The organism is Agrobacterium vaccinii, assembly GCF_021310995.1.
Classification (GTDB): Bacteria; Pseudomonadota; Alphaproteobacteria; order Rhizobiales; family Rhizobiaceae; genus Agrobacterium; species Agrobacterium vaccinii.
The window spans coordinates 1,831,018-1,854,623 of the sequence record NZ_CP054150.1 but is presented as its reverse complement, the minus strand read 5'-3'; the positions used below and the strand labels follow the sequence as shown (position 1 = coordinate 1,854,623).

The following is a 23,606-nucleotide window of genomic DNA, read 5'->3' as shown; positions in this document are numbered from 1 at the left end:
CGTTGACCTGACAGACGTCAGGTCGCTGGATTCCTGTGACGAGCACAGGAATGAGGGTGGTGGTGCAGGGACCGGCAGGTGGGCTGTGGAAGCGTAAGTCGTCCCACAGGGAAGGAAATGCGATGACAGGACTGGTACGCACGAGCGCCGACCTCGATCCGAGGCGCAGGCGCATTCTTTATCGGTGCTGGCATCGTGGCATCAGGGAAATGGACCTTGTTCTCGGCCAGTTTGCGGAAGAGAACATTGCCGATCTCTCGGATAAACAGTTGGACGAGCTTGAAATCATCATGAATGAGGAGGATCAGGACCTCGTGCAGATGGTGACGGGCGCGCAGGCTATCCCGGAAAAATTCCAGACGCCCCTTTTTGAGAAGATCATTTCCTACCGCCCAGATTTCGATCTGGTCACTGCCCAGAACGGACATAGCCCAAAATGATAGCCGGATTCGATGTCAGGCTGGTGGCATCGGCCGATACGCCGTTGACCATTGGCAACGTGCCCTCGGGCACGGAAGCCTTTTTGCTCGCGGATTTGGCACGGCAGGGCACGCCCGTGGCCTATGTGCTCTCCGATGGTCAGCGCGTGGCCGATCTGGAGCAGATGCTGGGCTTCGTTGCGCCTGACATTCCGGTTCTGAGCTTGCCCGCCTGGGATTGCTTGCCCTATGACCGCGTGTCGCCCAGCGCGCATGTGTCGGCCCGCCGTCTTGCCACCCTGTCCGGCCTTATCCACCACCAGAAGAAGCCGCACCCGGCCATCGTACTCGTCACCGTCAACGCCATGTTGCAGAAGATGGCGCCGCGTGACGTCATCGAAAGCCTCGCTTTTTCGGCCAAACCCGGCAACCAGATCCGCATGGACGACATCGCCGCCCGGCTTGAGCGCAATGGTTTCGACCGTGTGGCGACGGTGCGTGAAGTGGGCGAGTTCGCCGTGCGCGGCGGTATTCTCGATGTCTTCGTGCCCGGCACGGAAGAGCCGGTGCGGCTGGATTTCTTTGGTGATACGCTGGAGAGCATCCGCACTTTCGATCCCGCCAGCCAGCGCACCATCGGCCAGGCGCGTTCGCTCGGTCTGAACCCGATGAGCGAAGTGACGCTGACACCGGATACGATCAGCCGCTTCCGCAAGAACTATCTCTCGCTGTTTGGCGCGGCGACACGGGATGACGCGCTGTATCAGGCAGTGTCCGAAGGACGCCGCTATGCCGGTATGGAGCATTGGCTGCCGCTGTTTTACGAGTATCTGGAAACGGCCTTCGATTATCTCAAGGGCTTCCGCATCGTTACCGACCACACGGCGCGTGAGGCTGCCGTCGAACGCTCCAAGCTGGTGCATGATTATTTCGAGGCACGGCAGCAATCCGGCCAGACGAAAGGCGCAACGCAGGGCGCGCCCTACAAGCCCGTCTCACCCAGCCAGATTTATCTCGGCGGCAAGAGCTTCGATGAGGCCCTGAACGCCGTCAACGCGGTACGCCTGACGCCGTTCAACGAGCAGGATTCCAAGGACAAGCCGGTCGCAACGCTGGATGCCCATGTCGGTCCGCGTTGGGCGAAGTCGCAGACGGAGAGCGAAAGCGAAGAGCGCATCAATGTCTTCACGCTTGCCGTCAAGCACATTGCCGAGCGTCGCTCCAAGGGTTGGAAGGTGCTGATAACGGGATGGTCGGAAGGGTCGCTCGACCGCATGTTGCAAGTGTTGAACGAGCATGGGCTTGAGAACATCAAGACCATCCAGTCGTTCAAGGAAGTCGAAAAGCTCGGTAAGGGCGAGGCTGCCGCTGCGGTGCTGAGCCTTGAGGCCGGGTTTGAAACCGGCAATCTCGCAGTCATCGGTGAGCAGGATATTCTGGGCGACCGCATGGTGCGCCGTTCAAAGCGGCGCAAACGCGGTGCGGATTTCATCTCGGAAGTCGCGGGGCTGGACGAAGGCTCGCTCGTCGTTCACGCCGAACACGGTATCGGTCGCTTCGTCGGTCTGCGCACCATTGAGGCGGCTGGCGCGCCGCGTGATTGTCTTGAGCTACATTATGCCGATGAGGCAAAGCTTTTTCTGCCGGTCGAAAACATCGATCTTCTGTCACGTTACGGCTCGGATGCGGCGGAAGCCAATCTCGACAAGCTGGGTGGCGGCGCATGGCAGATGCGCAAGGCCAAGCTCAAAAAGCGCCTGCTGGATATGGCGGGTGATCTCATCCGCATCGCCGCAGCGCGCATGGTACGCCACGCGCCGACACTGATTGCGCCCGATGGTCTCTATGATGAGTTCGCGGCTCGTTTCCCCTATGATGAAACGGAAGACCAACAGAATGCCATCGATTCCGTTCGGGATGATCTGGGGGCAGGTCGCCCGATGGATCGTCTGATCTGCGGTGACGTCGGTTTCGGCAAGACGGAAGTGGCGCTTCGCGCTGCGTTCCTGGCCGCCATGAACGGCGTGCAGGTTGCCGTTGTCGTCCCGACGACACTGCTGGCGCGCCAGCATTTCCGTACCTTCTCCGAACGGTTCCGTGGCCTGCCCATCCGCGTTCAGCAAGCATCGCGTCTTGTGGGTGCCAAGGAACTGGCGCTGACGAAAAAGGAAGTGGCCGAGGGCAAGACGGATATCGTCGTCGGCACGCATGCTCTGCTCGGCGCTGGCATCAATTTCGCCAATCTCGGCCTTCTCATCATTGATGAGGAGCAGCATTTTGGCGTGAAGCACAAGGAACGGCTCAAAGAGTTGAAGAGCGACGTGCATGTGCTGACGCTGTCGGCCACGCCCATTCCGCGCACGTTACAGCTGGCCATGACCGGCGTGCGGGAACTGTCTCTGATCACCACCGCGCCGGTGGACCGCATGGCGGTACGGACTTTCATTTCGCCGTTCGACGCGCTGGTCATCCGCGAAACGCTGATGCGCGAGCATTATCGCGGCGGCCAAAGCTTCTATGTCTGCCCGCGTCTGGCTGATCTCGCTGATATCCATGCCTTCTTGCAATCCGACGTACCGGAACTGAAGGTTGCTGTTGCCCACGGCCAGATGGCGGCGGGTGAGCTGGAAGACATCATGAACGCCTTCTATGATGGCAAATATGACGTGCTGCTCTCCACCACCATCGTCGAATCCGGCCTCGATGTGCCGACAGCCAATACGCTGATCGTCCACCGTGCCGATATGTTCGGCCTGGCGCAGCTCTACCAGCTGCGCGGTCGCGTTGGACGCTCCAAGGTTCGTGCCTTTGCGCTGTTCACGCTGCCGGTCAACAAGGTGCTGACGACCATGGCGGAGCGCCGCCTGAAGGTTCTGCAATCGCTCGACACACTCGGTGCCGGCTTCCAGCTCGCCAGCCATGACCTGGATATTCGCGGCGCTGGCAATCTGCTGGGCGAAGAGCAGTCCGGCCACATCAAGGAAGTCGGCTTCGAGCTTTACCAGCAGATGCTGGAAGAGGCCGTGGCCGAGGTGAAGGGCGAGGATGATGTCATCGACACCGGCTGGTCGCCGCAGATCTCGGTCGGCACATCGGTCATGATCCCGGAAAATTATGTGCCGGATCTGCATCTGCGCATGGGTCTGTATCGCCGCCTTGGCGAGTTGACCGATCTGAACGAAATCGACGGCTTCGGTGCCGAGATGATCGACCGTTTCGGCCCGTTGCCGAAGGAAGTGCAGCATTTGCTCAAGATCGTCTACGTCAAGTCGCTGTGCCGCACGGCCAATGTCGAAAAGCTGGATGCCGGGCCGAAGGGCGTCGTCGTGCAGTTCCGCAACAAGGAGTTCCCGAACCCCGCGGCACTGGTCGGCTACATCGCCAAGCAAGGCTCCATGGCGAAGATCAGGCCTGACCATAGCGTGTTCCTGACCCGCGATCTGCCAACGCCGGAGAAGCGTCTGGCGGGCGCTGCGATGGTGATGACGCAGCTGGCGGAACTGGCGAAACCCTGACTCTGTAAGGATCGCCGTTTCTTACGGCGATTTAATCAAACGGACATCTGGCCGTAGGCTTGGCAGGCATAACCTCGTTCTCGTCGGCACGGCATGATTTCGCCGGGAGCCGATGAACGAAGGAGCAGGACTATGTTGACCACCATGAACAGGTTCGTCACCGCTGGTCTGGTTGCTTTGACAATTGCGGGCACCACAATTGCCACCACCAGCCAGGCAGAAGCACGTAACAATTTCGGACGCGGATTTGGCGCAGGTATCGCTGGGGCCGTCGTTGGCGGCGCGTTGATTGCGGGCGCGCGGAACTATTACGGCCCGCCAGCCTATAGCTATACGCCCGTTTACAGTCAGCCCGTCTACGGTCCACCCGTCATCTATGAGCCCGCTTATCCCCGTTGCCATCTGGCATGGCGTCAGGATGGCTACGGCGATATGTATCGTGTGCGTGTCTGCAATTGACGGTGCCGAGGGTGGGCTGATCAGTCCGCCTTTTCCCCATCGCTCTCCGGTGTCATCGCGACGGCAACATTCTGGTCTGCCGCCGCAATCGACGTGGGCAGAGCGACGTGCCTCTGCCGTTCGCGAATGAGTGTGATCAGGCCTGAGCCGATGATGAGCGCAATGCCTACCAGCATCCAGCCATCGACGGCATCTCCGAAAACCAGATAACCGAACAGGATAGCCCACAGCATCTGGCTGTATTGCGTCGGGCCGATAACGGCGGCGGGTGCGTATTTCGCCGCGTACATGACAAGCACGTTAGCGACAGCGCCGAGGAGGCCATAACCGGCCAGGAACATCCATTGCTCGGCATTGGGCGGGGTGAAGGACGACGTCATCGCCACGCCGCAAATCACCAATGTTCCCAGCAAGCCCGCACCATAAAGCGAGATGTTCTTTTCCGATGGCCCCATGGCGCGGAAGATGACGATCGAAATCGCGCCGCAGAGACCCGCGACAATGGCCGAGAAATGGCCGGTCGACAGCTCGCGAAAACCGGGCCTCAAGATTACGAGCACACCGGCAAAGCCGATTATGACGGCGGACCAACGCTTGATGCCGACCTGCTCCTTCAGGAACAGAACCGACATGATGGTGACGAAAGCGGGCAGCAGGAAGATAAGCGCAAAAGCTTCCGCCATCGACAGATGGGTGAAGGCCGTGACCGAGGTGATGGCGCCGAGGCCGGATGACACGAAGCGCAACAGCCACAGTGGGCGGTTGGTGGTGCGCACGATGTCGCGCCAGTCGTCATTGCGCTTGCGGATGAAGGGCAGGGCGCAGAGCCCGAACAGCGCGCCGAAAAAGGCGGATTGAATGGGCGACAATTGCCCTTCGATGAGCTTCACGCTCGCATCACTCCAGGCGTAGGCCGCAAAGGCTGCGAATGCGAGCAGAATGCCCTTCAACGTGCTATCGGACACGGAAACACCTGAAAATATTAGGGGCCGGAAATCGACAGCGGGGAGGCGCTGACGATCAGTTCATTGCCCTATGCTCTTCCAGCTTCATTCTGGCAATATCCCGCAGTGCATTAATCAGCACTTCCTTGCTTTGCGCGCCGCTGACCGCGTATTTCTGGTCGAGAATGAAGAAGGGAACGCCCGAAACACCCATCTGCTGAGCCGCGTCGATTTCCGCAACGACCGTGTCCTTGTCCGCGTCAGACGCGAGCAGCTTCTCCACGACTTCGCGGTTCATCCCGGCCTTTTCACCGATATCGGCCAGCACGGTGTGGTCACCGATGTTCAGGCCTTCCTCGAAGTTGGCGCGGAACAGTTCGTTCACGACCTTGTCCTGAAATTCGCGTCCCTCGGCATGGGCCCAGAGTGACAGGCGGTGGGCATCCAGCGTATTGGGGCCGACCTTGATGGCGTCGAAATCGAAGGCGATGCCGACTTCCTTGCCAAGCTGCGTTAGCATCTCGTGCGCCTGCTCGACCTTGTCCTTGCCGCCCAGCTTCTTTTCAAGCTCGGCCTTCTGGTCCACGCCCTCAGGCGGATAATCCGGGTTCAGGCGATAGGGACGCCAGTTCACATCGACGCTAACCTCATCGAGAATTTCGGCCAGCGCCAGATCGAGCCGCGCCTTGCCGAGATAGCACCACGGGCAAACCATGTCCGAGACGACGTCGATAACAATGCGTTGCATGGTGCTTCCCTTTCAGACCCGAAAATATCCGCTTCATCTAGGGGCGTTGCCGCGCGTGCGCAAGGCGTTACCTCAAGAGAACCATGTTGCGCGCCTCATTGAGCGCGTGCATCCCACCATGTGCTTTTCTGGTTGCCCAGAAGCGGCGTGGCCTCGGGTCGCTCGATATATTTCCACCGCGCCACCCACTGCGCACCGATATAATAGAGCGGAATGATGTAGTGGCCTGCGGTTAGCAGCCGGTCATAGGCGCGCACAGCGGCCTGGAAATCCTCGGTCGAGCGCGCCTGCAAAAGCGCCTCCAGCATACGGTCCACGTCGGGATCGGCCACGCCCGTATAGTTGAAGCTGCCATTGGCATCGCGCGAATCAGAGCCCCAGCGGTTAAGCTGTTCGGCCCCCGGCGACAGCGAGGACGGCAGCGAGCGGATGATCATGTCATAGTCGAAACTGTTGGAGCGGGCCTGATACTGCCCGTCATCGACGGAGCGGATGGCCATATCGACGCCGATGAGGCGCAGCGACCGCTGATAGGCCAGCGCAATGCGCTCCTGCGCCGGGTTCTGTGTCATGATTTCGAAGGCGAGCGGGCGGTCCTTGGCATCGGACATCTTGCCGCTTTTGATCGTGTAACCGGCTTCCTTCAGCCTATCGACGGCGAGTTTCAGCACCTTGCGGTCGGCACCGGAACCATCGGTCACGGGCATGGCATAGGTACCAGCCAGCAGTGCAGGCGGAAGTTTCTTGGCGGCATCGCCCAGCAGTGCAAGTTCACGTGCATCCGCCGCGTTGCCGAAGGCGCCGAGCGCCGAATTCTGCCAATAGCTTTGCGTCCGCTGGAAGGCGCCGCCCAGAATGTTGCGGTTCATCCACTCGAAATCGAGAGCATAGGACAGGCCTTCGCGTACTTTCTCATCGGCAAAGATGGCGCGTCGCGTGTTGAAGACGAGGCCGAACATGCCCGATGGCAGGCGCGATTCGAAAACGTCGCGGGCAATGTCTCCGCGATGCACGGCCGGGAAATTGTAAGCCTGCCCCCAATGTGATGAGTCGGCTGAGCCATTGATGGCATCGCCTTCGGGGTAGATGTCGATATCGCCCTTCTTGAAGGCCTCGAACATGGTCGTGACCTGAAGGAAATAGAGAATGCTGATCTCGTCGTAATTATCAGAGCCGACCTTGGACGGCACATCCTTGCCCCAGTAATCAGGGTTACGCTCCCAAACCACACGCTCTCCTGGGCGCAGCGTTTTGATTCGGTATGGGCCAGAGCCGACCACGGGGCCGAGGCCGCCTTGCTCGAATGTCGCCTGATCGATGGCATGCTTCGGCAGGATCGGTGTCGAAGACGCCAGAATGAGTGGCGTTTCGCGATTGGCATTTTCGTTGAAGGTGAAGCGCACGCCGTGCTCGCCGATCTTCTCCATCTTAGCCACGCCGTTCAGGCGGCTGTTGAAGGGCGGGCGGCCTTTTTCCTTCAAAAGATTGAAGGTGAAGATCACATCATCGGGCGTAACAGGCTGGCCGTCCTGCCATTTGGCTTTCGTATTGATGTTGAACTGGATGTAGGTGCGGTCGTCATCCCATTCGGCGGTTTCCGCCAGCAGGCCATAGAGCGAGAAGGGTTCGTCGTTGGACCGCTGCATCAGCGGCTCGTAGAGCAGATTGCCGAATTCCGGGTCCCACACGCCGCGCGCTGTGGTGCGCATGCCCTTTAGAACAAAGGGATTGAGGCTATCGAAGGTGCCAACGACGCCGTAGGAAATGCGACCGCCTTTTTTTACGTCCGGCTTCACATAGGGAAAGTTCTTATAGTCGGAGGGCAGGGCTACCGTGCCATGCATCGAAATCCCGTGGAGTGGTTCCGCCATCGCCAGACCTGAAAAAAGAAGGGCGGGGATGAACGCCAAAAGGCTTCGCATGGTAATTGTCCTGTCACATTCGGGCTGTCTCATCACGGCATTGCTACGTTGGCCAAACGCCGCCCGTCTTGTATTGATTCCCGCGGGAATGTATCACACCCAACTATGGCAGGCATCCGACCACGGAAAATCTGTCGGCGCTCAAGAAAAGTTGAAAGAAGTGCTGGATATCGCACTCAACGGGATGTAACAGGGTTGCCGAAACCGTCGGGTCACGCATTTGCCTCATTTAAACGACAGTGGAACGGGCAGACGGATACCGATGATGTTGAGCAGTTCGTCCCGTTCTGCTTCGCATAAGAAAATTCAGGAGACGGAACTCTTATGATGCAATTCGCAAACACATTTACCCGCGCAGGCTTGTCTGCTCTCGTTCTTTCGCTGGGTGCCGTGTCTGCACCAGCCGTATCGCAGGCTCAGCAGGCTGCTCCTGCTGCAGGTGGTGCCGGTGCGCCTCCGCTTGGCTGGTTTAAGACTTGCAGCAAGCAGGAAGACAATGATGTTTGCGTCGTGCAGAACGTTGTTCTCGCCCAGAACGGCCAGATGATCACGGCTGTCGGCCTCATCAGCGTTGAAGGCAAGGTCAACCGCAAGCTGCTTCAGGTTTCTGTTCCAACTGCACGCCTGCTGCCTCCGGGCGTCATGATGCAGATCGATGGTGCCAAGGGCCAGAAGCTCGACTACGCTGTCTGCCTTCCAGACAAGTGCACGGCTGAAGTGCCTTTGACGGATGCGATGATTGCCAGCATGAAGAAGGGCACGGAAATCGTGTTCACCTCCATCAACTTCCGTCGCGCGCCAAACCCGATCAAGATCGCTCTCAGTGGCTTCACCGGTGCTTATGACGGCCAGCCAATCACGCAGTCGCAGCTTGCTGAAAGCCAGCGTTCCCTTCAGGAAGGCATGCAGAAGAAGGCTGAAGAAGCTCGCAAGAAGCTCGAAGCCGCTCAGGACGCAGCAAAGTCCAAGCCTGCGAACTAAGATATTCGACGTTAAAAAAACCGGCCTGAGATTTCAGGCCGGTTTTTTGTTGTTCAGATTTCAGTTATGGCGGTCAGTGAGTCATCGCTGATTTCGCCCGCAACACACCATTGGGAGTGGTGTCGAAAATGCGGGAAAGATTGGGGTTGCGCAGCGGCTGGTCGCTTTCATCGTGCACCAGATTCTGCTCGGAGACGTAGGCGACATATTCCGTGTCGTCGTTTTCTGCCAGCAGATGGTAGAAGGGCTGGTCACGTTCTGGACGGATTTCCGCAGGAATTGCGTTCCACCACTCCTCGGTGTTCGCATATTCCGGGTCTACGTCGAATACCACACCGCGGAACGGAAACACCCTGTGACGAACAACCTCGCCAATCGTAAATTTTGCGTCTCTTTGTTTCATGGCATGCACATCCTTTCCCCATACCATTTGGGGTACGAATGAAAAATATCAAGATATTCGGTTGTGAGGTACGATTTTGTTACCTCAGCTTTCCGAAAGGCGCTGTCGCCAGCACTACGCCGCCTGTTACCAATACGATACCAACCGCATGATAATGTTCGAAGCGCTCACCGAGAAACGCGACAGCCATGACGATTGACACGGGTGGCATCATATAAAGCGTAATGCCTGCCGTCGCCGGTCCGAAGACCCGCACCGTGTGGGTAAAGCAGTAAAACGCGGACACCGACGCAAAAACAATGATCCCGCCGATTTTGCCCCATGCGGACAGCGAAGAGGGCAGCATGCCGCCATAGGCTAATTCCATGGCAGCAGGTGGCAACAGCACCAGCGCGCCAGACAATGCGATGACGGCGAACAGGCTGAGCGACGCCATCTCTCTCGCAGCAGGATCTCGCAACAGCAGTGAGTAGATGGCAAACGAAATCGATGCGACGAGAATGGCGAGATCACCGAGATTGAAATCGAGGTGCAGAAGCTGCGACGCATCACCTTTCAACACGATGGCCGCCACACCTGCAAAAGCGATGACCATGCCGACAACCTCCAGCCGTCGGATTGCGCGACCGTAGAGTATGCGCTGGATCAGAATGATAAACAGCGACGATGTCGTATAGATCAGCGTGCCATTGGCCGCCGATGTCAGCGTGAGGCCCCAATAGACGACGCCACCACAAATCCCCATGCCGAGGAAGCCCAGCACAAGCCACAGCAATGTTTTTGTACGGATAAAACGCAGGCAGGCCCGCCAGTCTCGGATGATGAAGGGGGCGACGAACAGCACCGAAAAGAACCAGCGCAAAAAGGCGGTAACGAAGGGTGAGACCTCACCAATGACGCCGCGTCCGAAAATGACGTTGCTGGAAAAGAAGAAGGGTACGGCGAGGAAAATCAACCAGTCACGCAGGCGAGGGGCGGTGTCGGTGGCTGCGGTCATGGAGGCTTTCCGGTATGCGTATTATTGTCGACGGGCTGTCGGTCATTGATGGTGGTGGGTGTGGCTTACCCCCCTCTGTCCTGCCGGACATCTCCCCCACAAGGAGGGAGATTAGCTTGGCGCGCTGGCAATGCTCCAATCCCAACGTCAGAGATAGTCGAGGGGTTGCCAAGAGTCGATCTCCCCACCTGTGGGGGAGATGCCCGGCAGGGCAGAGGGGGGTGAGCCACACCCGCCATACCTAACGGCAAAAGAAAAAGGCGCCCCGAGGAGCGCCTTTTCCCGGCCATTACGCCGAGTAGTACATGTCGAATTCGACAGGATGCGGGGTCATTTCGTAGCGCATGACTTCGTGCATCTTCAGTTCGATGAAGGCATCGATCTGGTCGTCATCGAACACGCCGCCAGCCGTCAGGAACTTGCGGTCCTTGTCGAGGCTGTCGAGGGCTTCACGCAGCGAGGCGCAGACGGTTGGGATCTTCTTGAGTTCCTTTGCAGGAAGATCGTAGAGATCCTTGTCCATTGGCTTGCCGGGATGGATTTTGTTCTTGATGCCATCGAGACCGGCCATCAGCATCGCGGCGAAGCCGAGATACGGGTTCTGGGCCGGGTCGGGGAAGCGAACCTCGACGCGCTTTGCCTTCGGGTTGGAGCCGAACGGAATGCGGCAGGATGCAGAACGGTTGCGGGCAGAATAGGCCAAGAGAACCGGTGCTTCGTAACCTGGAACCAGACGCTTGTAGGAGTTGGTTGTCGGGTTGGTGAAAGCGTTGATCGCCTTGGCGTGCTTGATGATGCCGCCGATGTAGTAGAGGCAGGTTTCAGACAGGCCAGCATATTCGTCGCCAGCGAAGGTCGGCTTGCCGCCCTTCCAGATGGACTGGTGAACGTGCATGCCGGAGCCGTTGTCGCCATAGATCGGCTTCGGCATAAAGGTTGCCGTCTTGCCGTAAGCGTTGGCAACCTGATGCACGACATATTTGTAGATCTGCATCTTGTCGGCGCTCGAAACCATCGTATCGAACTTCACGCCCAGCTCGTGCTGTGCAGAAGCGACTTCATGGTGGTGCTTTTCAACGACCACGCCCATTTCACCAAGAACCGTCAGCATTTCAGAACGCATGTCCTGAAGGCTATCGACCGGAGGAACCGGGAAGTAGCCGCCCTTGACGCGTGGACGGTGGCCCAGATTGCCGGTTTCGTAATCGGTGTCGTCGTTGGATGGCAGCTCGGACGAGTCCAGCTTGAAGCCCGTGTTGTACGGGTCTGCCTTGTACTTCACGTCGTCAAACACGAAGAATTCCGGCTCTGGGCCAACGAAAATCGTGTCGCCGATACCGGACGCCTTGAGGTAGGCTTCGGCCTTCTTGGCCGTTCCGCGTGGATCGCGGTTGTAGGACTCGCCGGAGACCGGATCGAGAATGTCACAGATGATGACCATGGTGGACTGCGCGAAGAACGGGTCCATGTGAACTGTTCCCGTGTCGGGCATCAGCACCATGTCGGACTCGTTGATGGCCTTCCAGCCGCCGATGGAGGAGCCGTCGAACATGACGCCATCAGCGAACATGTCTTCGTCCACGCAGGCGACGTCCATCGTCACGTGCTGCAACTTGCCCTTGGGATCGGTAAAGCGCAGGTCGACGAACTTTACGTCGTTGTCCTTGATCTGCTTCAGAATATCGTTTGCGGTCGTCATTTTAAACTTTTCCTTGAGTGTAATGATGACAAGGTTAAGCCCCTGTTTTACGGGCCCAGTCTTTTTATATGGCGTCTACGCCTGTCTCACCCGTACGGATACGAATGACCTCTTCCACGTTGGAAACGAAAATCTTTCCATCGCCGATGCGGCCTGTCTGGGCAGCGTTGCGAATGGCTTCGATAACGGCATCCGCGTTTTCATCCGCAAGCACGACCTCGACTTTGACCTTGGGCAAAAAGTCGACGACATATTCCGCGCCGCGATAGAGTTCCGTATGGCCTTTTTGACGACCAAAGCCCTTGGCTTCTGTAACCGTTATTCCCTGAAGTCCGACTTCCTGAAGGGCTTCCTTCACTTCGTCGAGCTTGAAAGGCTTAATGATCGCTTCGATCTTTTTCATGAGAAAATATCTCTCCGCTTCTCCCGTTCAAGCGGTCTTTCCGCTCTGCCACAAGAATGCACGTATCGTGCCAGATCGGAAGCCGCTTTGAATAAAAAAACTTCAAAAAAACTGTCGGCCACGCCAATTTTGACGCGTCTGCTCTGTTTCTGTGGACAAATATACCGTTCCTATTGGCTGGAAACCGGATTTTTCCACGATTTTACCCAATTTCAAAAGCGCAACATAAAAGTCATACGAAATCAACATTTGCTTATAAGTTATTCAATTGCCTATCATTTGCGCAATCCATTTTGCCTATTTATGCGCCGATTGCCTTTTCCTTCGTTTTGCGCTGGTATGATCCCATGACCTTCTCCATCGCCCATGCTTTACTCAATCCCGCCGCCATGTCCCGGGTCGATGCGGACGCCGAAAAAAGCGGCATGTCCATATCCTCATTGATGGAGCGGGCAGGGCAGGCGGTCTCTGCCAGCGCACTCAGACATTACCCGCAGGCGACGCGTTACGCTGTGCTGTGCGGCACCGGCAACAATGGCGGTGATGGTTTCGTGGCGGCACGGGCGTTGCGCGAAAGCGGTGCCGAAGTCGCCCTCTATCTCTTCGGGGATATCAGGAGCTTGCAGGGCGCGGCGCAGCAGGCATTCGCAACGTGGAACGGCCCGACGGAACCGCTGGAGCGCTACCAGCCGCAACCCGGCGACGTGGTGATCGACGCCATCTTCGGTGCTGGCCTGTCTCGCGATGTTCCGGCAGAGGTCTCGGCGGTGATTGCTCGCGTGGAGGAGGCGGGCCTTCCCGTCATTGCCGTGGACCTTCCCTCGGGCTTGTGCGGGCGTCGGGGCGTCGCACTCAGCAGTGCGTTTCGGGCGCAGCACACTGTCACCTTCATGGCGCGCAAGCCCGGTCATCTTCTCATGCCGGGTCGTTCCCTCTGCGGCGAAGTCGAGGTCTTCGATATCGGCATTCCCCAGCGCATTTTGAGCCAACACAGCGGTGCTGTCGTGGAGAACCACCCGGCGCTTTGGACCGGAGCTTTTCCGCGCGGGGACGATGATACGCACAAGTTCAAGCGCGGACATCTCACGGTATTTTCCGGCCCATCCCACGCCACGGGTGCTGCGCGCATGGCAGCGATGGCGGGTTTCCGGGCTGGTGCCGGTATCGTCACCGTCGCCGCGCCTTTAGATGCCGTGCCCGTGCTTTCTACGACCCTCACCGCCGTCATGGTGTCGCCCATCGACGGCGATGATGCGCTGGCGGCGTGGCTGGAGGACAGACGCCACGAAACCTATGTCCTCGGTCCCGGCTTCGGCGATTTCGAAAAGGCGCACCGCTTCGTCGCGCTGTTGAAGGACAAGGCGCTGGTGCTGGATGCCGATGGTATCAGCGCGTTCAAGGACGATCCGCAGCAGCTTTTCGACCTGTTCGCCTCCAGCGCACCGCGCATTCTGACGCCGCATGAGGGGGAGTTCGGTCGGCTGTTTCCAGACCTCATAGCGGACAAGAACCTGAGCAAGATCGAGAGAGCGTTGACTGCTGCGGCGCGGGCCAATGCCGTCATCATCTACAAAGGCGCAGACACGGTCATTGCCGCCCCGGATGGCCGTGCCGCCGTCAACACCAATGCGCCGCCGTATCTCGCGACGGCGGGTTCGGGTGACGTGCTGGCGGGTATCGCGGGCGGCTTTCTGGCTCAGAAGGTTCCGGCGTTTGAGGCCGCCGCCGCTGCCGTCTGGCTGCATGGAGAAACCGCGCAACGCCTTGGCCCCGGCCTCACCGCCGAAGATTTGGCCGCAGCGGTCCGCCAGTTCGGGGCTTAATGCGCGGCCTTGCCCTGACTGGCCGCTGCTGCCATGCGTGATGCGCTCATCACCAGCTTGCGCTCGGCGCGCTCCTGTTGCGGCGTGCGATTGTAGATTTCGCGATAACACTTCGAGAAATGCGAAGCCGAGACGAAGCCGCAGGCGACCGCCACCTCGACCACCGGCATAGCCGACTGCACCAGAAGATGCCGCGCCCGGTCCAGCCGGATCTCGAGGTAGTAGCGGGCGGGGGAACGTCCCATTTCCTGCCGGAACAGCCGCTCCACTTGCCTGCGTGAAAGGTCCGCATCATCGGCGATATCCAGCAGCGAGAGCGGTTCGGACAGATTGCTTTCCATCAACTCGATGATCGAGAGAACCTTGTCGTTTTGCACGCCGAGACGCGCGCGCAGGGGCAGACGCTGGCGGTCATGCGGGCTGCGCACCCGGTCGGTCAATTGCTGCTCGCAGACGCGGTTGACGAGGTTTTCGCCGAAATCCTGCCCGATCAGGTTCAGCATCATATCCAGCGAAGCCGTGCCGCCCGCACAGGTGTAGATGTTGCCATCCACCTCGTAGAGGTCGGCGTAGACCTCGACCTGCGGAAAGGATTCGGAAAAGCCGGGCAGGTTTTCCCAGTGGATCGCACAGCGCTTGCCATTCAGCAGTCCTGCCTGGGCCAGCACATGTGCGCCCGTACAGAGGCTGCCGACGGCGATGCCGCGATTGTTGGCTTCCCGCAGCCACGCGTTGACGGACTTGTTGCTGTATTGCTCGATGTCGATACCCGAACAGATCAGCACCATGTCGGGGCGGTTTTCGCCGCTGACGGATTTGCGCTCCTCCGCTAGCGAGGTCTTGGCCTCCAGCGCGATCCCAGCCGATGATTCCACCTTCTGACCATCAGCGGAAGCCAGGCGCCACTCATAGGCGGCATAGCCCAGCATTCGGTTGGCGATGCGCAGTGTTTCCACCGCCGCCGTAAAGGGAAGCATGGTGAATTGCGGGACCATGAAAAAGACCACGGAGCGCTTTTTGGAAGGAGTTTTGCTCATCAAGACCATGCTCCATTGCGGAAACGCAATTCCTTGCTTGGAAACGGTCCGCTGTATATCGCAAATGCGACACTCTCGGCACAAGATACGACACGCCTTATTTGCTGTCAAAAAAACTAAGAGTGATTGGGCCTTGATGTTCGTCAAACCACCAGCCGACGATGGTAAGGTTAGCGACATCTTAATTCAGTATTTTGCATTTTATTAATATTGTTTTCAATTTTCGGGCGCAGCCTTTGATCACTATCGCGACGTTGCGCGTTCTATCGACGTGAGGGAACGGCGGACTGACGAGAGACACACTGAACCGCCGCTTCGTCTTTTGTTTCAGCCACGGACATTTTGAGCGGCGCCGCCGTTCCCGTCCGGTGCTTTTGAGCGGAGTATTGCGTATGTCTGAAACTGGCTTGACCGTACTGATCGTCGAAGACGAACCGATCATTCGTTTTACGCTTGCCGATGCGCTGGAGGAGGCGGGGTATACGGTGCTGGAAGCATCCAACGTGCTGGAAGCCGTCGCCACCATCGGCAAAGTCGCCAATATCTCAGCCGTCATCACCGACATCGACATGCCCGGCGGCCTGTCCGGTCTGGACTTGGTCCGCATGATCGAGACGTGTCAGGAGCACATGTCCGTCATCGTCACGTCAGGCGGCCATTCGCCCGATACGCTTGACCTGCCGAATGATGTCCGCTTCTTCAGCAAGCCGTACCACCTCGACGACATCTTCTTTGCGTTGCGCGCATCGATCGCGGGCAAGGTCAAGAGCCGCAGGAAGCGCAGCATGCGGCTACCGGGCATCCAGCTCAGCCATCCCTGAGACAAAAAAAGCGCCGGGATTTCGCCCGGCGTTTTGTTCTTTTCCGACGTCATCCTTGGGCTTGTCCCAAGGATCTGCTGCCGTTCAAGCGCATTCGACGGGAAGAGTGCGCGGGCGGGTGATTAGATCCTCGGGACAAGCCCGAGGATGACGGCGGTGAGGGGAAGCGCTGTCGATATCCAAACCCCGCTCGTGTGCACTTAACCCGTCAGCCGTCGCCACTATGCAGCCCGCAACAGCACCAGAGTACGACCTTCAACCGTGTAGTTATCGCCATTGGCGATCTTGTCGCCTCCGGTTTCCGGGTCTGCGGTCGTCAGCTCTGTCATCCAGCCATGTTCGGCATCGGGCAGCTTGAACTCCACCGCGCCGTCATGGGGGTTGAAGAGAATCAGAACGTCGTTCCACTCTTCCGCATCGTCACCGCCATCGCGGGACATGCGCAGGCCAAGCGATGTGGAGCCCGGATCGTTCCACTGTGCTTCCGTCTGCTCGCCACCGCCGGGGTTCAGCCATGTCGTGTGGGTACCGTCGCGCCAGCTGTCCCGGCGTAGAATCGAGTGGTTCTGGCGGAGCTCGATCAACCGCGCGGTGAATTTGCGCAGAGTCTCGGCGCTGTCCGGCAGGTTTTCCCAATGCACCCAGCTCAGATCGCTGTCCTGGCAATAGCCATTGTTGTTGCCCATCTGGCTGCGACCGAATTCGTCACCGGCCAGCAGCATCGGTGTTCCATGGGACAGGAACAGGGTTGCGATGAAGTTGCGCTTCTGGCGATCGCGCACGGCAATGATGTTCTCATCATCGGTCGGGCCTTCCGCGCCGTAGTTGAAGCTGCGGTTGTGGTCGTGGCCGTCCTTGTTGTCCTCGCCGTTCGCCTCGTTGTGTTTCTCGTTGTAGGAAACGAGGTCGTTCAGCGTGAAGCCGTCATGGGCGGTGATGAAGTTGACGCTGGACCATGGCCTGCGGCCGCGCAGATCGTAGACGTCGCCGGAGCCCATGATACGCGCGGCAAAGTCGCCCGCCGTGCCATCCTCGTCCTTCCAGTATTCACGCACCGTATCGCGATATTTGTCGTTCCATTCTGCCCAGCCGGGTGGGAAGCCGCCGACCTGATAGCCGCCGGGGCCGATATCCCAGGGTTCACCGACCAGTTTCAGCTTTGACAGCACCGGGTCCTGACCAACGGCATCGAAGAAACCGCCGCGCTGGTCGAAACCTTCCGGCTCGCGACCGAGAATGGTGCCGAGGTCGAAGCGGAAGCCGTCGATGTGCATGTCTTCGGCCCAGTAACGCAGCGAATCCGTTACCAGCTGCAAGACGCGCGGGTGGGAGGTGTTGACGGTGTTACCGGTGCCGGTGTCGTTGATGTAGTAACGCGGCTGGTCCGGCATCGTACGGTAATAGGAGAAGTTGTCGATACCCTTGAAGGACAAGGTCGGCCCAAGCTCGTTGCCTTCAGCCGTGTGGTTATAGACCACATCCAGAATGACCTCGATGCCGCCATCGTGGAATGCCCTGACCATATCGCGGAAGCCAGCCATGCCGCGTGGGCCATAGTAACGCGATGCGGGAGAGAAGAAGCCGAGGGAGTTGTAGCCCCAGAAATTCTTCAGCCCTCTTTCCAGCAGATGCGAATCATCCGGGAAGGAATGGATCGGCAGCAGCTCGACGGAGGTAACGCCAAGGCTCTTGATGTAATCGACGATCTGCTTGTCGCCGAGACCCTCATAGGTTCCGCGCAGATTTTCCGGCACGCCGGGGTGCAGTTGCGTGAAGCCCTTGACGTGCGTTTCGTAAAAAATCGTCTTCGACCATGGAATATTCGGGCGCTTGTCGTTGCCCCAATCATGGTCGTTGGGGTCGATCACCCGGCACTTCGGCATTTTGGCCGCGCTGTCGGAGTCGTTGAAGGACATGTCCTTGTCTTCGGCATCGAGGATATAGCCGAATTGCTCGGAACCCCACGCGATGTCGCCCACCAGTTCACGGGCGTAAGGGTCGATCAGCAGCTTGTTGGGGTTGAAGCGGTGGCCGTTTTCCGGGTCGTAGGGGCCGTGTACACGGTAGCCGTAGAGCGCGCCGGGCTTGAGGCCGGGAATGAAACCGTGCCAGATTTCGTTGGTGAATTCCGGCAGTGTGATGCGCTCGATTTCGTTTTGACCGCTCTCATCGAAGAGGCAAAGTTCCACGCGTTCGGCATGGGCGCTGAAGATCGCGAAGTTGACGCCATCACCGTCGAAATTGGCGCCGAGACGGGTGAAGTCGCCGGGCAGAATGCTGGAACCGAACTGGGCCATAAATATCCTCTTAGCTGATTGGGGCAGGGGAAAATGTGGTGGTCGCCCATTTGTTCCGCAGTGCAAAAAAATGGCTCGTCAGAAACAGGTTCTGCGAGCCATTCAACGTCCGATATTGTCTGCGTTTATTTCTGCGCAATTCGCATGCGCTTGTTGTCGCTTGATGGCCATCCGATATCCTTCAACGTTTCTGCGGGCAGGGCTTCGAGAGCGCGCAGAGACTGCCTGCGACGCCAGGATGCGTGAAGATCACGGCCTAGGTCCACAAGGTGGGATAACCAGTATAGCGAATGCAGCCGGACCCTCGATGGCCCCCTGCTGTGGGTGATGATCATGGTCATGTCCAATCTCCTTTCATGTTTCATGGGCGGTTGACGACGAAGATATGCGCTCAAGCATGTCATCAAACAATCGAATGATTTTTATGTCATCGATCGAAAATCGTTATGTGTCGAAATGCTCGAAAACCTATGCTTGCCTAAGTGTCTCGAGCGGCATGGTGAGGAGAGTGCGGCAATGTTGACATTCAATCAAACGAAATGATATCGATGTATCAATGAGAAAAATTGAAGGCTATCGCCATGACAGTATCCTTCCGCCAACCCTTGCCGCTGCTGGACAATGATATCTTGAGAACCTTTGTGGCGATTGCCGAGACCGGCAATTTCTCCACGGCGGCTGAGGTCGTTTTCCGCACGCCGTCTGCGGTATCGATGCAGATCAAGAAACTGGAAGAGCAGTTGAAGACGACGCTGTTCCTGCGCGATGCGCGCTCCGTGACGCTGACCGCCCATGGCGAGACGTTGCTGACCTATGCCCGGCGCATGATCGCTCTGTCCAACGAGGCCGTGTCGCGCTTCGTCATGCCGGAACTGTCGGGCGTCGTGCGCCTCGGCGCGCCTGAGGATATTGGCGAGCGTCGCCTGTTGGCCGGAATTCTCAAACGTTTCGCCGATGCGTTCCCGGCCATCATGGTCGATGTCACCATCGATTCCAGCTCACAGCTCTACAAGCGGATGGATGAGCAGCGGCTTGATATCGCGCTCGTCAATTGCGCCTCTCTGCCACTGCGCAACACCGGCGAAGTGCTGATGCGCGAGCGGTTGGTCTGGACCGGTGCCAAATGCGGCACGGCGCATCTTCGCGATCCGCTGCCGATTTCGATCTGGGAAGACGGCTGCATCTGGCGTTCCGAGGCCATCACCTCGCTGGAAAAGCAGGGTCGCCGCTTCCGCGTGGCCTATCTCAGCGGCCACACCATGGCGCAAAAGGCGGCCATCGAGGCTGACTTGGCAATTGCGCCTATGCCGCGCTCATACGTGCAAAACGACATGGTTATCCTCAGCGAAAAAGACGGTCTGCCGGAACTCGGCTGCTTCGATATTCGTCTCATCGTTGCAGACAAACCGACACGTCCGGTGCAGGCCGTCGCAGACAGCATTCGCAACGCGTTTCGCGACGTTGCGCAGGCTGTTTGAAATTTATCGGATTATTTTTTCAACCGCGTGGAACCGGCCCCGTTATCCGGCGTTATCTGCCCGCTATTGACATCACGTTTGTGCGATCTGCGCAAACACAAGGGGAGTTTCACGCATGTCTACACGTTTCTTCGCATCCATTGCTGCGGTATTTATCGCTCTCGTTTCCCTTAGCTCTTGCGGTAACACGATCCGCGGCGTTGGCAAGGACGTGGCAGGCACTGTGGATGGCACACAGGCTGCCGGACGCAGCGTTGATCGCGCCGCGCGCAGATAATCTGTCCCGCTGAATATCCAAGAAAAGGCTGGCGCTCTTCGCCAGCCTTTTTTGTTATCACCGAAACGTTGGCGCTATGCCATACTCTCGTCTCTCTGCCTCTGCTAAGCGTGCACACGACGAAGCGCATGACTGACGAGGGACGATGAGAAAGCTTGCACGATATCTGCTGCCGTTTCTGTTTTCGACAACGGTGAATGCGGCTGATCTGCCGGATTTCTGTCAGTCCATAGACCATATGGGTGGCCGCTACACCGTCTGCAGCTTCGATCCTGCCAAAAGCAATATCCGGCTCTACCAGTGGGACCACGTCGCGGGAAAACCCTATGGGTCCTTCGAGGCGCTGTCATCGGCCCTTTGGCGCCAGCACAGCTTCGTCACCTTTGCCATGAATGGTGGCATGTATCACCGGGATTTGTCGCCCGTCGGCCTTCACATCGAAAATGGCGTCGAGACGAAGACGATCAGCACTGGCGGTGGCTGGGGCAATTTTCACATGCAGCCCAACGGCGTATTTTTCATGGATGGCAAGACGGCGGGTGTGCTGGAAACCAGCGCCTATCTCAATGCCAATCTGAAGCCCGATTTCGCCACCCAGTCAGGCCCCATGCTCGTCATCGATGGCGAACTGCATCCGCGCTTCCTGCCCGAGAGCGACAGTCTCAATACCCGCAATGGTGTCGGCGTATCTGAGGATGGCATGGTGCATTTCGCGATCTCGGAAAATGCCGTCCGCTTCTACGATTTCGCCACGCTGTTTCGCGATCGGCTGCATACGCCCAACGCGCTTTATCTGGATGGCAGCATTTCCAGCGTCGATATTCCAGCCGCGAAACGTCGCGACTGGTGGCACCCCATGGGTCCCATCATTGCCGTGGTGGACAGGGTGCCTGACTAAGCCCTCAGATTTAGAGCGGTGCCTTCGGATAGGCCTTTTCCAGACCGCCTGATTTCGTCAGCCCGCTGCGAAATGCCGTGAAGGCTGCATGCTGGCTGCTCTTCGATACTTCGTGAAGGCGAATCTGCATGCGGGAAGGGGCGTTTACACCAAACCATTCGCCAGATTTTTCCAGCTTCAGCGAGTTGAGAAACCGCGCTTCCGCCTGCTGGTCCAGAAACAGACGCAGACCTTCCAGCAGATTTTCGTCCTGGGCCGCGTTTTCGAGCAGCAGTTTCAACCAGCTTTCGTCCTCGGGGCTGAACGAGGCGATTTTCGCCGCGACGGTGTCGCGACCCGGGAAGGAGGAAGGTGTGGCTTGCATTTGTGTCACCGCTTTCTCGAGGGGTTCGATCATTCTTTGAATGCCCGATAAGCCAGATGCGAGACGCGTTCAATATGGCTGGCAGGCCGTTGGGGCAAATGGCTTGCGCCGCGCGGGTTTATACACAGCTGGCGGCATCATGGTGAACGAAATATGACCCCGTTTACACTTTGGTCTAAATTGAGACAGGCTTCCGGCATGCCTTGTTTCGTATTGAACAGGTAAGCCATTGTAATTTCTTGTACCTATGCAGTGAGTGAATGGCAGATGGGCAAATACGCCTTGCTTTAGCCGTTTTTTGCATTTGCGTTTGTCACAAGTTTTTAATAAATGGTTCACCCACTGGCTGACGCATGAGCGGCCTGAGAGTAACACGCTGGAGTAATCATGGACGAAACCGCACAGAAATCCTGCTGGGCCGTAACATTTCGCGCGCTTGCAGGTTTTGCCGCTTTTCTCGCTTTGACCTACGTATTTGGTAGCCCGTAAAAATCTCTCATCGATATTTCAGTTATTGCAGCACGGTTTCCTCGGAAATCGTGCTGTTTTCGTTTGAACCGGATGATGTCGCAGGCGGCACAGGCCATGGCCATTTTTGATGTGGCGCAATGCCACGGTTCGGATAGACTGGCCCGATAAGTCTATACATAGGGCAGGATACACATGTTTCTCTCGGTCTTCGACGTCTTCAAGATCGGCATCGGGCCTTCCAGTTCGCACACCATGGGTCCCATGTCGGCTGCGAACCGCTTTCTGGAGACAATCCTCTCGGATGAATGGCCACGGCCAGCTGGCGCTACCGTTGCTGCCATCAAGGTCAGTCTGCACGGCTCCCTTGCCTTTACCGGCATTGGCCATGGCTCTGGTCGCGCCGTCGTGCTGGGCCTGACGGGAGAACGCCCCGACCTCGTCGATCCCGATGCGATGGACGCGCTTATCTCGCAGGTCGAGACGACCGGACGCGTTTCACCCGCTGGACACCCGTCCTATGCGTTTCGCCCCGCCGAAGACCTGATCTTCGACAAGAAGAACCCACTGCCGGGACACGCCAACGGCATGTCCTTTTCCGCCTATGACAATCAGGGCCGGATGCTCTTGAAGCGCATCTACTACTCCGTCGGCGGTGGCTTTGTGGTGACCGATACCGAGCTGGAGGCAATGCGCCAGCGCGGAAAGACGGTCGATAATGGCCCCAAGGTCCCTTATCCCTTCGCCTCGGCCAAGCAGATGCTGGAGATGGCCGAGCGGTCCGGGCGCACCATCTCGCAGATGAAGCGCGCCAACGAGGAAACCGTCATGAGCCGTCAGGAGCTGGATGACCGGCTGGACCAGATCTGGGAGGCCATGAACGGCTGTATCGAACGCGGCCTGAAAGGCGAGGGCATCATGCCCGGTGGCCTCAAGGTCAAGCGCCGCGCCCGCTCCATTCACGACAAGCTGAACGCCGAGTGGCGCAGTAACCGCCTGAACCCGCTGCTCGCCAATGACTGGCTGAGCGTCTACGCCATGGCCGTCAACGAGGAGAATGCGTCGGGCGGTCGCGTGGTGACAGCGCCGACCAATGGCGCCGCCGGTGTCGTGCCCGCCACGGTTCGCTACTTCCGCCACTTCCATGAAGATGCGACGGTGGATGACATCAGGGATTTCCTGCTGACGGCTGCCGCCATCGGTGGCATCATCAAGCACAATGCCTCCATTTCCGGTGCCGAAGTCGGCTGTCAGGGCGAAGTCGGCTCTGCCGCCGCCATGGCCGCTGCCGGTCTTGCCGCCGTCATGGGTGGCTCACCCGCGCAGATCGAAAATGCGGCGGAAATCGCACTCGAACATCACCTCGGCATGACCTGCGATCCCATCGCCGGACTGGTGCAGGTCCCTTGCATCGAGCGAAACGCACTGGGCGCGGTGAAAGCCGTAACCGCCGCTTCGCTCGCGCTGAAAGGTGATGGCGAGCATTTCGTGCCGCTGGATGCCTGTATCGAGACGATGCGCCAGACCGGCAACGACATGAGCGAGAAGTACAAAGAAACCTCTACCGGTGGCCTTGCCGTGAATGTCGTGGAGTGCTGAACAGCGCAACCTATCAATGCTTGACGCAAGGCCCAAAACGGCCTTGATAGGGCC

At 58.3% G+C, this 23,606-nt stretch carries 21 protein-coding genes; 10 read left to right on the top strand and 11 right to left on the bottom strand.

What is annotated here, in order from left to right:
• Positions 1 to 122: 122 nt before the first annotated feature.
• The 3 genes from HRR99_RS09290 to HRR99_RS09280 all read left to right on the top strand — a co-directional run bounded on the left by HRR99_RS09290 (position 123) and on the right by HRR99_RS09280 (position 4,393).
• A complete protein-coding gene (locus HRR99_RS09290; RefSeq protein ID WP_233121322.1) occupies positions 123 to 440 on the top strand; it encodes a succinate dehydrogenase assembly factor 2 in 318 nt (105 codons plus the stop codon).
• Entirely contained in the window at positions 437 to 3,934 is a 3,498-nt protein-coding gene (gene mfd / locus HRR99_RS09285) for a transcription-repair coupling factor (RefSeq protein WP_233121321.1), read from the top strand. Before HRR99_RS09290 ends, mfd begins: the two co-directional genes overlap by 4 nt.
• 132 nt (positions 3,935 to 4,066) lie before the next feature.
• The gene (locus tag HRR99_RS09280; RefSeq protein ID WP_233121319.1) at positions 4,067 to 4,393 is read left to right on the top strand and encodes a hypothetical protein; all 327 of its coding nucleotides are present in this window, start codon (positions 4,067 to 4,069) and stop codon (positions 4,391 to 4,393) included.
• Positions 4,394 to 4,413: 20 nt separating this feature from the next.
• Here the strand turns inward: HRR99_RS09280 and HRR99_RS09275 are convergent, their stop codons facing one another.
• The 3 genes from HRR99_RS09275 to HRR99_RS09265 all read right to left on the bottom strand — a co-directional run bounded on the left by HRR99_RS09275 (position 4,414) and on the right by HRR99_RS09265 (position 8,007).
• On the bottom strand, positions 4,414 to 5,358 hold the full coding sequence (locus HRR99_RS09275) for a DMT family transporter (RefSeq protein ID WP_233121317.1): 945 nt from the start codon (positions 5,356 to 5,358) through the stop codon (positions 4,414 to 4,416).
• A gap of 55 nt (positions 5,359 to 5,413) precedes the next feature.
• Entirely contained in the window at positions 5,414 to 6,085 is a 672-nt protein-coding gene (locus HRR99_RS09270; protein WP_233121315.1) for a DsbA family oxidoreductase, read from the bottom strand.
• Between the two features lie 95 nt (positions 6,086 to 6,180).
• Entirely contained in the window at positions 6,181 to 8,007 is a 1,827-nt protein-coding gene (locus HRR99_RS09265) for an extracellular solute-binding protein (RefSeq protein ID WP_233121314.1), read from the bottom strand.
• Positions 8,008 to 8,331: 324 nt separating this feature from the next.
• On the opposite strand from HRR99_RS09265, the gene HRR99_RS09260 reads away from it, so the two are divergent.
• A complete protein-coding gene (locus HRR99_RS09260) occupies positions 8,332 to 8,988 on the top strand; it encodes an invasion associated locus B family protein (RefSeq protein ID WP_045229040.1) in 657 nt (218 codons plus the stop codon).
• Positions 8,989 to 9,061: 73 nt separating this feature from the next.
• On the opposite strand, the gene hspQ is transcribed toward HRR99_RS09260, so the two are convergent.
• From hspQ to HRR99_RS09240, 4 genes are all read right to left on the bottom strand, one after another.
• Complete coding sequence (hspQ, locus tag HRR99_RS09255; protein ID WP_111838054.1) at positions 9,062 to 9,391, bottom strand: heat shock protein HspQ; 330 nt, start codon at positions 9,389 to 9,391, stop codon at positions 9,062 to 9,064.
• A gap of 79 nt (positions 9,392 to 9,470) precedes the next feature.
• Positions 9,471 to 10,388, bottom strand: a complete 918-nt coding sequence (locus HRR99_RS09250; RefSeq protein WP_233121312.1) for a DMT family transporter — start codon at positions 10,386 to 10,388, stop codon at positions 9,471 to 9,473.
• Positions 10,389 to 10,677: 289 nt separating this feature from the next.
• Positions 10,678 to 12,087, bottom strand: coding sequence for a type I glutamate--ammonia ligase (gene glnA / locus HRR99_RS09245; protein WP_111838056.1), 1,410 nt, complete (start codon positions 12,085 to 12,087; stop codon positions 10,678 to 10,680).
• Positions 12,088 to 12,151: 64 nt separating this feature from the next.
• Positions 12,152 to 12,490, bottom strand: coding sequence for a P-II family nitrogen regulator (locus tag HRR99_RS09240; RefSeq protein WP_007753933.1), 339 nt, complete (start codon positions 12,488 to 12,490; stop codon positions 12,152 to 12,154).
• Between the two features lie 347 nt (positions 12,491 to 12,837).
• Between HRR99_RS09240 and HRR99_RS09235 the strand changes: the two genes are divergently transcribed.
• On the top strand, positions 12,838 to 14,313 hold the full coding sequence (locus tag HRR99_RS09235; protein ID WP_233121310.1) for an NAD(P)H-hydrate dehydratase: 1,476 nt from the start codon (positions 12,838 to 12,840) through the stop codon (positions 14,311 to 14,313).
• On the opposite strand, the gene HRR99_RS09230 is transcribed toward HRR99_RS09235, so the two are convergent.
• Entirely contained in the window at positions 14,310 to 15,350 is a 1,041-nt protein-coding gene (locus tag HRR99_RS09230) for a GlxA family transcriptional regulator (RefSeq protein ID WP_111838057.1), read from the bottom strand. The two genes, HRR99_RS09235 and HRR99_RS09230, sit on opposite strands and share 4 nt — an antisense overlap.
• Before the next feature lie 392 nt (positions 15,351 to 15,742).
• Here HRR99_RS09230 and HRR99_RS09225 point away from each other — a divergent pair, with 392 nt between their 5' ends.
• Positions 15,743 to 16,171, top strand: coding sequence for a response regulator (locus HRR99_RS09225; protein ID WP_111838058.1), 429 nt, complete (start codon positions 15,743 to 15,745; stop codon positions 16,169 to 16,171).
• A gap of 221 nt (positions 16,172 to 16,392) precedes the next feature.
• Here the strand turns inward: HRR99_RS09225 and glgX are convergent, their stop codons facing one another.
• Positions 16,393 to 18,468, bottom strand: a complete 2,076-nt coding sequence (glgX, locus tag HRR99_RS09220; protein WP_233121308.1) for a glycogen debranching protein GlgX — start codon at positions 18,466 to 18,468, stop codon at positions 16,393 to 16,395.
• A gap of 125 nt (positions 18,469 to 18,593) precedes the next feature.
• A complete protein-coding gene (locus HRR99_RS09215; RefSeq protein ID WP_233121306.1) occupies positions 18,594 to 18,809 on the bottom strand; it encodes a hypothetical protein in 216 nt (71 codons plus the stop codon).
• A 240-nt stretch (positions 18,810 to 19,049) separates the two neighbouring features.
• Between HRR99_RS09215 and HRR99_RS09210 the strand changes: the two genes are divergently transcribed.
• From HRR99_RS09210 to HRR99_RS09200, 3 genes are all read left to right on the top strand, one after another.
• Positions 19,050 to 19,946 carry a LysR family transcriptional regulator gene (locus tag HRR99_RS09210; protein WP_111838442.1) on the top strand — a complete coding sequence of 299 codons (897 nt, stop codon included), beginning with the start codon at positions 19,050 to 19,052 and terminating at the stop codon, positions 19,944 to 19,946.
• Between the two features lie 115 nt (positions 19,947 to 20,061).
• On the top strand, positions 20,062 to 20,223 hold the full coding sequence (locus HRR99_RS09205; protein ID WP_111838061.1) for an entericidin domain-containing protein: 162 nt from the start codon (positions 20,062 to 20,064) through the stop codon (positions 20,221 to 20,223).
• Between the two features lie 145 nt (positions 20,224 to 20,368).
• Positions 20,369 to 21,121, top strand: coding sequence for a phosphodiester glycosidase family protein (locus tag HRR99_RS09200; RefSeq protein ID WP_233121304.1), 753 nt, complete (start codon positions 20,369 to 20,371; stop codon positions 21,119 to 21,121).
• A 10-nt stretch (positions 21,122 to 21,131) separates the two neighbouring features.
• Here HRR99_RS09200 and HRR99_RS09195 read toward each other — a convergent pair whose 3' ends face one another.
• Positions 21,132 to 21,485, bottom strand: coding sequence for a hypothetical protein (locus HRR99_RS09195; RefSeq protein WP_233121302.1), 354 nt, complete (start codon positions 21,483 to 21,485; stop codon positions 21,132 to 21,134).
• Between the two features lie 663 nt (positions 21,486 to 22,148).
• Between HRR99_RS09195 and HRR99_RS09190 the strand changes: the two genes are divergently transcribed.
• Positions 22,149 to 23,552, top strand: a complete 1,404-nt coding sequence (locus HRR99_RS09190; RefSeq protein ID WP_233121301.1) for an L-serine ammonia-lyase — start codon at positions 22,149 to 22,151, stop codon at positions 23,550 to 23,552.
• Positions 23,553 to 23,606: the final 54 nt, after the last annotated feature.

Excerpts from the sequence above, each read along its gene's own strand:
- HRR99_RS09290 (WP_233121322.1), top strand. The coding sequence starts at position 123 with ATGACAGGACTGGTACGCACGAGCGCCGACCTCGATCCGAGGCGCAGG.
- mfd (WP_233121321.1), top strand. The coding sequence starts at position 437 with ATGATAGCCGGATTCGATGTCAGGCTGGTGGCATCGGCCGATACGCCG.
- HRR99_RS09280 (WP_233121319.1), top strand. The coding sequence starts at position 4,067 with ATGTTGACCACCATGAACAGGTTCGTCACCGCTGGTCTGGTTGCTTTG.
- HRR99_RS09270 (WP_233121315.1), bottom strand. The coding sequence starts at position 6,085 with ATGCAACGCATTGTTATCGACGTCGTCTCGGACATGGTTTGCCCGTGG.
- HRR99_RS09265 (WP_233121314.1), bottom strand. The coding sequence starts at position 8,007 with ATGCGAAGCCTTTTGGCGTTCATCCCCGCCCTTCTTTTTTCAGGTCTG.
- HRR99_RS09260 (WP_045229040.1), top strand. The coding sequence starts at position 8,332 with ATGATGCAATTCGCAAACACATTTACCCGCGCAGGCTTGTCTGCTCTC.
- hspQ (WP_111838054.1), bottom strand. The coding sequence starts at position 9,391 with ATGAAACAAAGAGACGCAAAATTTACGATTGGCGAGGTTGTTCGTCAC.
- HRR99_RS09250 (WP_233121312.1), bottom strand. The coding sequence starts at position 10,388 with ATGACCGCAGCCACCGACACCGCCCCTCGCCTGCGTGACTGGTTGATT.
- glnA (WP_111838056.1), bottom strand. The coding sequence starts at position 12,087 with ATGACGACCGCAAACGATATTCTGAAGCAGATCAAGGACAACGACGTA.
- HRR99_RS09240 (WP_007753933.1), bottom strand. The coding sequence starts at position 12,490 with ATGAAAAAGATCGAAGCGATCATTAAGCCTTTCAAGCTCGACGAAGTG.
- HRR99_RS09235 (WP_233121310.1), top strand. The coding sequence starts at position 12,838 with ATGACCTTCTCCATCGCCCATGCTTTACTCAATCCCGCCGCCATGTCC.
- HRR99_RS09230 (WP_111838057.1), bottom strand. The coding sequence starts at position 15,350 with ATGAGCAAAACTCCTTCCAAAAAGCGCTCCGTGGTCTTTTTCATGGTC.
- HRR99_RS09225 (WP_111838058.1), top strand. The coding sequence starts at position 15,743 with ATGTCTGAAACTGGCTTGACCGTACTGATCGTCGAAGACGAACCGATC.
- glgX (WP_233121308.1), bottom strand. The coding sequence starts at position 18,468 with ATGGCCCAGTTCGGTTCCAGCATTCTGCCCGGCGACTTCACCCGTCTC.
- HRR99_RS09215 (WP_233121306.1), bottom strand. The coding sequence starts at position 18,809 with ATGACCATGATCATCACCCACAGCAGGGGGCCATCGAGGGTCCGGCTG.
- HRR99_RS09210 (WP_111838442.1), top strand. The coding sequence starts at position 19,050 with ATGACAGTATCCTTCCGCCAACCCTTGCCGCTGCTGGACAATGATATC.
- HRR99_RS09205 (WP_111838061.1), top strand. The coding sequence starts at position 20,062 with ATGTCTACACGTTTCTTCGCATCCATTGCTGCGGTATTTATCGCTCTC.
- HRR99_RS09200 (WP_233121304.1), top strand. The coding sequence starts at position 20,369 with ATGAGAAAGCTTGCACGATATCTGCTGCCGTTTCTGTTTTCGACAACG.
- HRR99_RS09195 (WP_233121302.1), bottom strand. The coding sequence starts at position 21,485 with ATGCAAGCCACACCTTCCTCCTTCCCGGGTCGCGACACCGTCGCGGCG.
- HRR99_RS09190 (WP_233121301.1), top strand. The coding sequence starts at position 22,149 with ATGTTTCTCTCGGTCTTCGACGTCTTCAAGATCGGCATCGGGCCTTCC.